The sequence below is a fragment of the Streptomyces sp. NPDC037271 genome (assembly GCF_055603605.1).
Genome location: NZ_JBVJVN010000001.1, coordinates 793,750 through 805,911 on the forward strand (window position 1 = coordinate 793,750; position 12,162 = coordinate 805,911).

The 12,162-nt window shown below is 71.0% G+C and carries 11 protein-coding genes and 2 tRNA genes; 6 read left to right on the forward strand and 7 right to left on the reverse strand.

Translation table 11 applies throughout. The features are described 5' to 3' along the window. The first annotated feature begins 14 nt into the window (after positions 1-14). The 3 genes from ACZ7G3_RS03635 to ACZ7G3_RS03645 all read left to right on the forward strand — a co-directional run bounded on the left by ACZ7G3_RS03635 (position 15) and on the right by ACZ7G3_RS03645 (position 2,415). Positions 15-88: transfer RNA gene (locus ACZ7G3_RS03635), tRNA-Met, on the forward strand. A gap of 238 nt (positions 89-326) precedes the next feature. Continuing rightward, positions 327-2,144: a tetratricopeptide repeat protein gene (locus ACZ7G3_RS03640; RefSeq protein WP_426601051.1), complete on the forward strand. Its 1,818-nt coding sequence runs from the start codon at positions 327-329 to the stop codon at positions 2,142-2,144. A gap of 197 nt (positions 2,145-2,341) precedes the next feature. Beyond that, positions 2,342-2,415 (forward strand) — tRNA-Met (locus ACZ7G3_RS03645). Positions 2,416-2,581: 166 nt separating this feature from the next. Here the strand turns inward: ACZ7G3_RS03645 and ACZ7G3_RS03650 are convergent. Further along, positions 2,582-2,998, reverse strand: a complete 417-nt coding sequence (locus ACZ7G3_RS03650) for a Fur family transcriptional regulator (protein WP_398136161.1) — start codon at positions 2,996-2,998, stop codon at positions 2,582-2,584. Positions 2,999-3,143: 145 nt separating this feature from the next. Between ACZ7G3_RS03650 and ACZ7G3_RS03655 the strand changes: the two genes are divergently transcribed. Next, positions 3,144-4,595 (forward strand): catalase, encoded by a 1,452-nt coding sequence (locus tag ACZ7G3_RS03655; protein WP_426601049.1) that lies wholly within the window; start codon positions 3,144-3,146, stop codon positions 4,593-4,595. A 143-nt stretch (positions 4,596-4,738) separates the two neighbouring features. On the opposite strand, the gene ACZ7G3_RS03660 is transcribed toward ACZ7G3_RS03655, so the two are convergent. After that, a complete protein-coding gene (locus ACZ7G3_RS03660) occupies positions 4,739-5,146 on the reverse strand; it encodes a CBS domain-containing protein (RefSeq protein ID WP_426601047.1) in 408 nt (135 codons plus the stop codon). A 499-nt stretch (positions 5,147-5,645) separates the two neighbouring features. Between ACZ7G3_RS03660 and ACZ7G3_RS03665 the strand changes: the two genes are divergently transcribed. Then, complete coding sequence (locus tag ACZ7G3_RS03665) at positions 5,646-6,485, forward strand: hypothetical protein (protein WP_470923048.1); 840 nt, start codon at positions 5,646-5,648, stop codon at positions 6,483-6,485. A 120-nt stretch (positions 6,486-6,605) separates the two neighbouring features. Here ACZ7G3_RS03665 and hisN read toward each other — a convergent pair whose 3' ends face one another. Beyond that, positions 6,606-7,406 carry a histidinol-phosphatase gene (hisN, locus tag ACZ7G3_RS03670; RefSeq protein ID WP_426601044.1) on the reverse strand — a complete coding sequence of 267 codons (801 nt, stop codon included), beginning with the start codon at positions 7,404-7,406 and terminating at the stop codon, positions 6,606-6,608. Positions 7,407-7,764: 358 nt separating this feature from the next. On the opposite strand from hisN, the gene ACZ7G3_RS03675 reads away from it, so the two are divergent. Continuing rightward, positions 7,765-8,388, forward strand: coding sequence for a TetR/AcrR family transcriptional regulator (locus ACZ7G3_RS03675; protein WP_426601042.1), 624 nt, complete (start codon positions 7,765-7,767; stop codon positions 8,386-8,388). A gap of 11 nt (positions 8,389-8,399) precedes the next feature. On the opposite strand, the gene ACZ7G3_RS03680 is transcribed toward ACZ7G3_RS03675, so the two are convergent. The 4 genes from ACZ7G3_RS03680 to ACZ7G3_RS03695 form a co-directional block, all read right to left on the reverse strand. Continuing rightward, positions 8,400-8,723, reverse strand: coding sequence for a DMT family transporter (locus ACZ7G3_RS03680; RefSeq protein WP_019326978.1), 324 nt, complete (start codon positions 8,721-8,723; stop codon positions 8,400-8,402). A 145-nt stretch (positions 8,724-8,868) separates the two neighbouring features. After that, complete coding sequence (gene rsgA, locus ACZ7G3_RS03685; protein WP_470923049.1) at positions 8,869-9,882, reverse strand: ribosome small subunit-dependent GTPase A; 1,014 nt, start codon at positions 9,880-9,882, stop codon at positions 8,869-8,871. A 12-nt stretch (positions 9,883-9,894) separates the two neighbouring features. Further along, a complete protein-coding gene (gene aroA, locus ACZ7G3_RS03690) occupies positions 9,895-11,211 on the reverse strand; it encodes a 3-phosphoshikimate 1-carboxyvinyltransferase (protein ID WP_470923050.1) in 1,317 nt (438 codons plus the stop codon). Between the two features lie 169 nt (positions 11,212-11,380). Beyond that, a complete protein-coding gene (locus tag ACZ7G3_RS03695; RefSeq protein ID WP_470923051.1) occupies positions 11,381-12,103 on the reverse strand; it encodes a M50 family metallopeptidase in 723 nt (240 codons plus the stop codon). Positions 12,104-12,162: the final 59 nt, after the last annotated feature.

Genomic DNA, 12,162 nt, shown 5'->3' on the forward strand with positions numbered 1-12,162 from the left:
TGTGAACACAACGGCGCGGGGTGGAGCAGCTCGGTAGCTCGCTGGGCTCATAACCCAGAGGTCGCAGGTTCAAATCCTGTCCCCGCTACTGAAGTCGTGAGCTATACGCGAACGGCCACAAAGGCCCGGATTCCGAAAGGAATCCGGGCCTTTGTGATGTGCGAACGCATGTGCCGGTGACGTCTACGGCCGCGCCGCCAGGGGAGTTGGGGGGATCTGTGTTTGACTTGTCTCCCTGTGGGCATGTCGACAAAACGCTGAAGTGACCTCACGGGCTGCGGTATACCGGATGTACCCAGGTTGCAGGTGGTGCGACGATGGACGTTATGGGGGACATGGCAAATCTGTTCGGGACAGGGCGTTTTGCCCAGCCGTCCGGTCAGGAGGAGAGCGCGGACGAGGCCCAGGAAGCGGCCGACGAGGCCGCCGAGGAAGTGCGCCGGCGGATCGCCGCCGAGGCCGGTGACGTCGAGGCGATGAGCGTCCTCGGCGCGATGCTGCTGCGCCGCGGCGACTTCGACGGAGCCGAGTCCCATCTGCGTGCCGCCACCGCGGCCGGCGACCGGGCCGCCGCCAACAACCTGGGCGTCCTGCTGCATCAGCGCGGGTACGCCGACGACGCGGCCGGATGGTGGCGGATCGCCGCCGTCGCCGGGTCCGCCCCGGCCGCTCACGCACTGGGACGGCACTTCCGCGAGCGCGGGGACGAACCCGCCGCCGAGTACTGGCTGCGCCAGTCCGCCGAGCAGGGCCATGTGCTGGGCGCCTACGCCCTCGCCGACCTGCTGGAGCACCGGGGTGACGACGCCGGGGCCGAGCGGTGGATGCGGGCCGCGGCCGAGCGCGGGCACCGGGAGGCCGCGTACCGGCTGGCACGAGCCCTGGACCGCGGTGCCGGGCGGGACCGTGACGGCGGCGACGCAGGGGCGGCCTCCGCGGCCGAGGGGGCCGAGCAGTGGTACCGGCAGGCCGCCGCACGCGGCCACCGGCGAGCCGCCCTGCACCTCGGGACGATCCTGGAGAAGCGGGGGGAGCTCAAGGAGGCCGGCCGCTGGTACCTCACGTCCGCCAAGGACGGCGAGGCCCGCGCGGCCTGCGCGCTCGGCTTCCTGCTGCGCGACGCCGGGGACACGGAGAGCGCCGCCGTGTGGTGGCTGCGGGCCGCGCAGGACGGCGACGGCAACGCCGCCAACGCGCTGGGCGCGCTGCACGCCGAACGCGGTGAGACCCAGACCGCCGAGCGCTGGTACCGGGCCGCGATGGACGCCGGGGACGACAACGGGGCGTACAACCTCGGGTTGCTCTGCGCCGAGCAGGGGCGCACCGCACAGGCCGAGCAGTGGTACCGGCGAGCCGCGTACGCCGGACACCGGGAGGCCTCCAACGCGCTGGCCATCCTGCTGCTGCGCGGCGGGGACGAGACAGGTGCCGAGCCGTGGTTCTCCAAGGCCGCCGAGGCGGGCAGCGTCGACGCCGCGTTCAACCTCGGGATCCTGCACGCGGGACGGGGCGAGGAGCAGGCGGCGCTGCGCTGGTACGAGCGGGCGGCCGCCGCCGGGCACACCGAGGCGGCGTTGCAGGTCGGCATGGCGCGCCTGCGGGACGGGGACGAGCGCGAGGCCGAGCGGTTCCTGCGGTGCGCGGCGGGGGGCGGCAGCGCGGAGGCCGCCTACCGCCTGGCGACGGTGCTGGACGCGCGTCGCCCGCCCGCGCCCGCGCACGAGCTGGGTGAGACGGCACAGGAGAAGTCCGAGTGCGAGGAGTGGTACGAGCGGGCGGCTTCCCAGGGGCACCGGCGGGCCCAGGTGCGGGTCGGCATGCTGGCCGCGGCGCGGGGCGACGTGGTCGAGGCCGCGCGGTGGTACCGGGAGGCGGCCGAGGCCGGATCCCGCAACGGCGCGTTCAACCTGGGGCTGCTGCTGGCCCGCGAGGGCAGCGAGCCGGAGGCCGTCGTGTGGTGGCGCCGGGCGGCCGACGCCGGACACGGGCGGGCGGCGTTGCGGCTGGCGCTGGTCTGCGCGCGGCGGGGGGAGCTGGCCGAGGGGCAGCGCTGGGCCGACCGGGCGGTGTCGTTGGGACCGCGGGAAGTGGGGGAGCGGGCGGCTCGGCTGCGAGACGCGTTGCGGCAGGAGCTGTCGGCCTGATGCGTGACGCGTGATGCGTCACGCTGCGCTGAGCCGGGTGCCCTGTGAGGCGGCCGGTGTTGTCGCTGGGCGGCGGCGTGGTCCCTCTCAGGCCGTTCAGGCACCGTTTCGGGCACTGGGGGAGGCGCGACTGCCCCGGCTGCGGCGGAAGCGATTTGCTTCTGGTCGTGGGGTTGACGTAATGTTCCATTCATCGACGCGGGGTGGAGCAGCTCGGTAGCTCGCTGGGCTCATAACCCAGAGGTCGCAGGTTCAAATCCTGTCCCCGCTACTGAAGGCCGAGGGCCGGAATCCGAAAGGGTTCCGGCCCTCGGTGCGTTCACCGGGAGCCGGTTATCGGTCACTGTTCACCGGTCACGGTTCACCACAGTCCGCTCCCACGACGAAGCCCCGGCACCATCGGTGCCGGGGCTTCGTGCGAGGACGGGTGGAAGGGCTTACGCGGCAACGCAGTTCGGGCAGGTGCCGCGGTACGTCACCTCGACGTCGGAGACGGTGAAGCCGAAACGCTCCGAGTCGGGGAGATCGGCCAGCGGGTTGCCGACCGGGTGGACGTCGCGAATCGCGCCGCACTGGGCGCAGACCAGGTGGTGGTGCGGCTGGTGCGCGTTCGGGTCGTACCGCTTGGCACGCTTGTCCGTCGCGACTTCCAGTACCTCACCGAGCGAGACCAGCTCGCCCAGGGTGTTGTAGACGGTCGCCCGGGAGATCTCGGGGAGCTTGTCCACAGCCCTGGCGTGCACCTCGTCGGCCGTCAGGTGGACGTGCTCGCCGTCGAGGACCTCGGCCACGACCCGCCGCTGCGCGGTCATGCGCCAGCCGCGTCCACGCAGCCGTTCCAGTAGGTCACTCATACAGACCAGCCTAACAGCAAGGGGGACCAGGCCCCGAACGTGTGTGACTTTGGAGTCTTACTTGACTTAGACATTGTCCATTGTAGGATCGGTAGCGGCATTAGCCAAGGGACAGGTTTTGCAGGATTGGCGCAGGAGGCAGTACGTGACTCAGGGACCGCTCACTACGGAGACCGGTGCACCGGTAGCCGACAACCAGAACAGCGAGACCGCGGGCATCGGCGGCCCCGTGCTCGTCCAGGACCAGCTCCTTCTGGAGAAGCTGGCCCACTTCAACCGTGAGCGCATTCCGGAGCGCGTCGTGCACGCCCGCGGCGCCGGCGCCTACGGCACCTTCACGGTCACCGCCGATGTCACCAAGTACACCCGGGCGAAGTTCCTCTCCGAGGTCGGCAAGGAGACGGAGACCTTCCTCCGCTTCTCCACCGTGGCCGGCAACCTGGGCGCGGCGGACGCCGTCCGCGACCCGCGCGGCTTCTCGCTGAAGTTCTACACCGAAGAGGGCAACTACGACCTCGTCGGCAACAACACCCCGGTGTTCTTCATCAAGGACGCCATCAAGTTCCCCGACTTCATCCACACCCAGAAGCGCGACCCCTACACGGGTTCGACGGAGATGGACAACGTCTGGGACTTCTGGAGCCTGTCGCCGGAGTCCACGCACCAGGTGACCTGGCTGTTCGGTGACCGCGGCATCCCGGCGTCGTACCGCCACATGGACGGCTTCGGCTCGCACACCTTCCAGTGGAACAACGAGGCGGGCGAGGCCTTCTGGGTCAAGTACCACTTCAAGACGGACCAGGGCATCAAGTGCCTGACGCAGGCCGAGGCCGACAAGCTCGCCGGTGAGGACCCCGACTCCCACCAGCGCGACCTGCGCGAGGCCATCGAGCGCGGTGACTTCCCGTCCTGGACCGTCGGCGTGCAGATCATGCCCGTGGCCGAGGCCGCGACGTACCGCTTCAACCCGTTCGACCTGACCAAGGTGTGGCCGCACGCGGACTACCCGATCGTGTGGTTCGGCAAGCTGGAGCTCAACCGCAACCCGGAGAACATCTTCGCCGAGGTCGAGCAGTCGATCTTCTCCCCGGCGCACTTCGTGCCCGGCATCGGCCCGTCCCCGGACAAGATGCTCCAGGGCCGCCTGTTCGCCTACGGCGACGCCCACCGCTACCGCGTCGGCATCAACGCCGACCACCTGCCGGTGAACCGTCCGCACGCCACCGAGGCGCGCACCAACTCCCGTGACGGCTACCTGTACGACGGTCGCCACAAGGGTGCGAAGAACTACGAGCCGAACAGCTTCGGCGGCCCGTTCCAGACGGACAGGGCCCTGTGGCAGCCGGTCGCGGTCTCCGGTGTCACCGGCGACCACGAGGCTCCGTCGCACGCCGAGGACAACGACTTCGTCCAGGCGGGCAACCTCTACCGGCTGATGACGGACGAGGAGAAGGAGCGGCTGATCGGCAACCTGGCCGGTGCCCTCTCCGGCGTCTCGCGCGACGACATCATCGAGCGCGCGATCGACAACTTCCGTCAGGCCGACGGTGACTTCGGCAAGCGGCTGGAGGCCGCGGTCCAGGCCCTGCGCGGCTGACGTCCAGCACTGGACCGCTTGTCGTAGCGGTGGGCCGGATCCCCGGGTACGGGGGTCCGGCCCGTTCGTCGTGTCAGCGGGAGTGACGCGAGGGGTGTCGCCGGAAATGCCGGTCACCGGAAGGGCCGCCGGACGGACTCTCGTCAGGCGGTCACCGCCGGCGTCTCGTGCCGCGAGCGTGCCGGTGCCCAGCAGCGGATGATGTCGCGTACCGAGACGATGCCGGCGGGCTCCCCGCGGTCGAGGACGATGAGGTGGCGGAAGCCGCCGTGCGCCATCGCCCGGGCCGCCTCCTCCACGGTCCAGGACGGTGCGGCGAACACGACGTCGGTGGTGGTGTGGGCGTGGGCGCGTTCGGTGTCCGGGTCCTGGCCCAGGCCGACCGAGACGAGGACGTCGCGTTCGGTGAGGATGCCGATGCCGCCGGCGTCGGGGTCGTACACCACGGCCGCCCCGACGCGGCGTGCGGACATCAGGGCGGCGGCCTGGCGGAGGGTGTGGGCGGGGCCGATGGTGAGGACGACCGTGCTCATGGCTTCGCGGACGAGCATGGGTGGAGCCACCTCCTGCCGGTGATCCATGAGTTGGTTCATGGATTCACAAGTTCACAAGTAGAGGGACTCTCAGAGTGGCAGGTAAAGCACGGGTCAACAAGGGGCCGGGCGATGGTGCGCAGGGTGCGCCAGGAAGGAGCTCGGTAGCGCTGGTCGAGAACAGCGCTTCGGCTAGCTGCGGGGATGCCCCGCAGCTAGCCGATGACCTGCGTTCATGCTGTCATCACCGGTTGTCGCCGGCCACCCTCGGACGGTCCACGGTGATCTACCCCCTGTAAGCGTTGATCCAGGCGATCTGTGCCCGTGGAAAACCAGGGCATAGCCGGGCGGGTGAGCCGGCCATTTCGTGTTCCGGCCGACTGTATCCGCCGCCTAGCGGACTCAGTCTCTCGCCCGCATGGTCCCACCGACACGAGCTCTTCCCGCGGGAGTGTGACAATCACGTATATGTGCGGGGCCCGAGTGGGTAGCCGGTAGCGAAAAGGGAGGCAATGCCATGTTGTTCTTCTACGACCGGCAGACGGGAGGTGCCGCATCGGGCAAGCTCGATGCCAGTGGTGACTACGTCAACCTCAAGGACTTCCCGGCCGGACAGTTCGGGGAGTGGACGCACGTCGTGCCCGGAGGCGGCCAGCTCTTCTTCTACGACCGGCAGACGCGAGGTGCCGCATCGGGCAAGCTCGATGCCAGTGGTGACTACGTCAACCTCAAGGACTTCCCGGCCGGGCAGTTCGGGGAGTGGACGGACGTCGTGCCCGACGGCGTTCTGGTCTTCTTCTACGACCGGCAGACGCGAGGTGCCGCATCCGGCAAGCTCGATGCCAGTGGTGACTACGTCAACCTCAAGGACTTCCCAGCTGGACAGTTCGGGGACTGGACCCGCATCGTCTCCGCCGGCGGCGATTTCTTCGCCCGTTTCTTCTTCTACAGCAAGGACACGGGAGGTGCTGCATCGGGCGAGCTCCGCGACGACGGTGACTACGTCAACCTGAAGGATTTTCCGGCCGGGCAGTTCGGGAAATGGACCAACATCGTCTTCGACGAAGGCGCCTCCAAGCTCTTCTTCTACAGCAAGGACACGGGAGGTGCTGCATCGGGCAAGCTCGATAACGGCGGTGACTACGTCAACTTGAAGGATTTTCCGGCCGGGCAGTTCGGGCAATGGACCAACATCGTGTCCACCCGCAGCAAGCTCCTCTTCTACAACCAGGACACCGGAGCTGCCGCATCGGGCGAGCTGGATGAGGGTGGTGGGTTCGTCAACCTGAAGGACTTCCCGGCTGGACAGTTCGGGAGCTGGACCAACCTGGGTGTGACCCAGGAGGGGACTCCCTGACAGCGGCGACGGTGGCCGATGGCTTCCTGGTCCCCCCACGCGCTGGCTCTCATGACGGTCCCACGACGGCTCAGAGGGCCTGCGAGAGGGAGGAACGCGCAGGCCAGGCCGTACTCAGCATCAGTAACGCTGGTTGAGGTACCCGAGAAGCTCGTCGTGCAGCCGGCCGTTCGAGGCCGCCGCGTTGCCGCTGTTCGGGCCGGGGCGGCCGTCGAGGCCGGTGAAGGTGCCTCCGGCCTCCGTGACGATGATCGAGTTCGCGGCCATGTCCCAGAGGGAGAGCTCGGGTTCGGCGCAGATGTCGACCGAGCCCTCGGCGACCATCATGTACGGCCAGAAGTCGCCGTACGCGCGCGTGCGCCACACCTCGCGGGTCAGGTCGAGGAAACCGTCGAGCCGGCCCTGCTCCTCCCAGCCGCCGAGCGACGAGTACGCGAAGGAGGCGTCGGAGAGCGCGGAGACCTGGGAGACCTGCAGCCGGGAGGCCGAGGTCAGGCTGCGGCCGGTGAAGGCTCCGTGGTCCTTCACCGCCCACCAGCGGCGGCCGAGCGCCGGGGCGGAGGCGAGGCCGACGACGGGCTGGTAGCCGCCCTCGCCCGCCTCCATGAGGGCGATGAGGGTGGCCCAGACGGGGACGCCGCGCACGTAGTTCTTGGTGCCGTCGATCGGGTCGATGATCCAGCGGCGGGGGCCGGTGCCCTCGACGCCGTACTCCTCGCCGAGCACCGCGTCGCGGGGGCGGGCGCGGGCGAGGTGGCCGCGGATGAGTTCCTCGGCGGCCTTGTCCGCCTCGCTCACCGGGGTCATGTCCGGCTTGGTCTCGACCTTCAGGTCGAGGGCCTTGAAGCGTTCCATCGTCGCGGCGTCGGCGGCGTCCGCGAGAACGTGGGCGAGGCGGAGGTCGTCGAGGTAGTCGGCCATGCGGTCACGGTATCTGCCGGGGGCGGGGCGGGGCTACCAGGGGTTCGGCGGGCGGAGGGCGGGTGCCGGCGCCGGTGGGCCCCCGGCCCGGTGTCCGGCGGGGCGCGGGCCCCTCGGGACCGGGCGCAGGAGGGTGCGCGGCCCGGCGTGGCGGCGTGCGACTGCCCGCGGTGTGGCGGCGTGCGACTGCCCGCGGTCGTGTCGGCGGGTGGCCGCCGGTGGCCGTGACGGTCTGTGACCGCCTGCGGTCGGGTCGGGGTGCGACTGCCGGTGGCCGCGGCGGCGTGCGCGAAGGCCCTTGACAGTGCCCCCAGGCCCGTCAAACCTGGGCACCAGATCGCTCGGCCCGAGGGAGGCGATGGTGCCTGCAGCCCGGGAGTCCCTGCTCGATGCCGCTTACGCGGCGTTGGCGCGCCGGCCGTGGTCCGCTGTGCGGATGGTGGACGTCGCGGCGGCGGCCGGAGTGTCCCGGCAGACGTTGTACAACGAGTTCGGGAGCAAGGAGGGGCTCGCCCGGGCGCTCGTCCGCAGGGAGGCGGACGGATACCTGGCCGGAGTGGAGCGCGCCCTCGCCGGCGGCCCCGAGGACGACTCGTGCGAACGGCTCACCGCGACCGCCGAGTGGACCACGTCCGCCGCCCGGGACAACGCGCTGGTGCGGGCCATGCTCACCGGCTGCTGGAGCGAGCGGCTGCCCTCCCCGGCCCTGACCGCGGTGCCGTCCTCCTCGGCCGTGCCGGCCCAGCGCAGGGCCGACGGTCCGCTGCCCTCGCCCGGCGACTTCGTCGCCCTCGTGCGCGACCGTGCCGTGGCCGTCGTCCTGAAGGGCGGCGGCACGTTTCCGTGGCCGGACGCCACCGAGCTGGCCCGCTCCTGCGAACTGGCCGTACGTCTCGCCCTGTCCTGCGTCGCGGCGCCGCCCGCCGAGGGCGGGGTGGCGGACCTCGTGCGAGCCGCCCTGCCGCGCCGGCCGGCGCCGTAGCGGCGAACGCCTCAGTGCGCCGAGCCCGACAACTGCAGCCCGATCACGCCGATGATGACCAGGCTGATCGAGACGATCTTCAGCGTCGAGACCAGGTCCCCGAGGAAGACCATGCCGTAGATGGCGGTGCCCGCCGCGCCGATGCCGGTCCACACCGCGTACGCGGGGCCGACGTCGAGCTTCTTCAGGGACATGGTCAGCAGGCCGAAACTGCCCAGCGCGAAGACGCAGAAGGCGATGGTGGGCCAGAGCCGGGTGAAACCGTGCGACAGCTTCAGGCAGACGGCGAAGCCGGTTTCGAGCACCCCGGCCACTATGACCAGCAGCCACGCCATGTGTTGTCCTCCCGTAGTCCCCTACCGTGACCGCTGCGCCGATCGGTCGCCTCGTCCGACCATGCCCGGACTTGGACACGACGTGGGTGCGACTTGGTGCGATTATGCACTTACCGGTACCACGGCACGGCAAACAACGCGGAGGTCAGTCGCCTTCCTTCCGCTCCCGCGTCGACAGCAGCCGGCGCAGCGAGTACAGCCGCGCCGGGTCGGCGTGCCCCTCGGCGACCCACGCGTCCAGCGCGCAGTCGGGTTCGTCGTGGCCGCACGCGCGGGGGCAGCCCTCGGTGCCGGGCACCAGGTCGGGGAAGGCGTTGATCACCCGGGACGGGTCGATGTGCGCGAGCCCGAACGACCGCACGCCCGGAGTGTCCACGACCCAGCCACCCGCCTCGGAGGACAGCGGCAGGGCGAGGGCCGAGGTCGTCGTGTGCCGGCCGCGTCCCGTCACCGCGTTGACGTGGCCCGTCACGCGCCGGCGATCCTCGGGCACCAGGGTGTTGACGAGGGTCGTCTTGCCGACGCCGGAGTGGCCGACGAAGGCCGTGATCTTGCCGTCCAGGTGTTCTCGTACGAGGTCGGCCGCCGCGCCGTTCTCCAGCCCCTCGCGGCTGGTGACGACGTACGGGATGTCCAACGCGCCGTACAGCTCCAGGAGTTCGTCGGGCGGCGCGAGGTCCGACTTGGTCATGACGAGCAGCGGGGTGAGGCCGCCGTCGAACGCCGCGACCAGGCAGCGGTCGATCAGGCGTGGGCGCGGCTCGGGGTCGGCGAGGGCGGTGACGATGGCGAGCTGGTCGGCGTTGGCGACGACCACGCGCTCGTAGGGGTCGTCGTCGTCCGCCGTGCGGCGCAGCACCGAGGTGCGCTCCTCGATGCGGACGATCCGCGCGAGCGTGTCCTTCTTGCCGGACAGGTCACCGACCAGTGCCACCCGGTCGCCGACGATCGCGGCCTTGCGGCCCAGTTCGCGGGCCTTCATCGCCAAGACGACCCGGTCCTCGACCAGGCAGGTCAGCCGGCCGCGGTCCACGGTGAGGACCAGGCCCCCGGCGGCGTCCTCGTGCTTGGGCCGGGTGTGGGTACGCGGCCGGTTGCCCTTGCGGTTGGGACGGGAGCGGATGTCGTCCTCGTCGGTGTGCTTGCCGTAGCGGCGCATGGCGAACCGTCCCTACGCCTCGAGCATCCCGGTCCACAGGGCGGGGAATTCGGGCAGGGTCTTGGCGGTCGTCGCCACGTTCTCGATCTCCACGCCCTCGACCGCGAGGCCGATGATCGCGCCGGCGGTGGCCATGCGGTGGTCCTCGTAGGTGTGGAAGACGCCGCCGTGCAGGCGCCGCGGGCGGATGTGCAGGCCGTCGGCGGTCTCGGTGACGTCGCCGCCGAGCTCGTTGATCTCCTTGGTGAGCGCTGCCAGCCGGTCCGTCTCGTGCAGGCGCAGATGCGCCACCCCGCGCAGGGTGGAGGGGGAGTCCGCGAGGGCGGCGACGGCCGCGATGCCCGGGGTCAGCTCGCCGACCTCGCCGAGGTCCACGTCGATGCCGTGCACCGCACCCGATCCGGTGAAGACGAGCCCGTAGTCCGTCAGTTCGCAGGAACCGCCCATCTCGGTGAAGATCTCGCGGAGCCGGTCGCCGGGCTGGGTGGTGCGGGACGGCCAGTCGGGGATGACGACCCTGCCGCCGGTCACGAGCGCCGCCGCCAGGAACGGCTGGGCGTTGGACAGGTCCGGCTCGATGGTCAGGTCGCGGCCGAGCAGCGCTCCCGGCGTGACCCGCCAGACGTTCGGCTCGCCGCCGGACTCCGGGGTGTCGACCTGGGCGCCGACCGAGCGCAGCATGTCGACGGTCATCCGGATGTGCGGCATGGACGGCAGCGCGGAGCCGGTGTGGCGGACCTCCACGCCCTGGTTGAAGCGCGGGCCGGACAGCAGCAGCGCGCTGACGAACTGCGAGGACGACGACGCGTCGATCTCGACCGGACCGCCCTCCAGGGCGCCGCTGCCGTGCACGGTCATCGGCAGCGCGCCGCGCCCGTCGTCGTCGACGCGGGCTCCGAGGGAGCGCAGCGCGTCGATCACGCCGTGCAGGGGACGCTCGTACGAGCGCGGGTCGCCGTCGAAGCGGATGGCGCCGTCGGCGAGCGTGGCGACCGGAGGCAGGAAGCGCATGACCGTGCCGGCGTTGCCCACGTCGACGGTGGCCGGGCCGCGCAGGCCCGCCGGGATGACCCGCCAGAACTCGCCGGTGCCCTCGGGGCCGACGCCCTCCTCGATCTCGACGCCCATCGCGCGCAGGGCGCCGGCCATCAGCAGGGTGTCGCGGGAGCGCAGCGGGCGGCGCAGCCAGCCGGGCTCGGAGGCGAGGGCGGCCAGCACCAGGGCGCGGTTGGTGACCGACTTGGACCCGGGCACGTGGACGGTCGCGTCGACGGCTCCGCTCGCGTGCGGGGCGGGCCAGAGGGCGGTGTGCGCGGGGTTCACGGTCATGGGCCCCACTTTAATGGCAGAGAACGACCGGAGATCTTGATCAAAAGCGGAGAAACCCGGCCGAAAACGCGACAGTGCAATGCGATCGTGCACTTGCCGTGCATATATGCGGAGTGCGGGGGTGGAAGGCTGGAAGCGCGGGGGCGGAAGGCCGAAGGGAGCGCCCCGTTCACAGCTCCAGCAGCCAGCGCCCCCCGCCGATCAGCGAGCACAGCGACACCGCGTGGAACAGGAAGAACCACACCCCCGCCGGTGCGTGGGTCAGCCGGGCCAGCTGGTCCGCGTCCGAGTCGCCGGCGCCGCCCCGCGCCCGCTTGGCCTGCAGCTCGAACGCCGGGCGCACCCCGCCCAGCAGCAGGAACCACACCACCGCGTACGCGAACGCCGCCTGCACCTGGGGCCCGGTCAGCCAGGACACCAGGACGAACGTGGCGCCGGTGAGCACCACCGTGAGCACCCCGTAGGCGTTGCGGACCATCACCAGCAGGGCGACGAGCAGTGCCGTCGCCAGCCACAGCAGCAGGGTGATGCGTCCCGAGGTCAGCAGCGCGGCACCGCCGAGACCGAGCAGCGGGGGAGCGGTGTAGCCGGACACCGCGGTGAGGATCATGCCGAGCCCGTGCGGCTTGCCGCGGCTGACGGTCAGGCCGCTGGTGTCCGAGTGCAGGGTGATGCCGGTCAGCGTGCGCCCGGTGAGCAGGGCCACGAGGCCGTGGCCGCCCTCGTGGGCGATGGTGATGGCGTTGCGCGCCATCCGCCACAGCCCGCGCGGCACCACGACGGCGAGCGCGGCGACCAGGGTCGCGACCACCACCCACAGGTCGGGATCGGGCTGGGTGCCGGAGACCTCGTCCCAGAGGGAGGTGAGCGAGGCCGTTGCGACGTGGTCCATGTTCGGTGCGGGCTCCTCGTGTGCGCGGTTCAGCGGGTGCGGCGCGAAGCGCCTCGTTG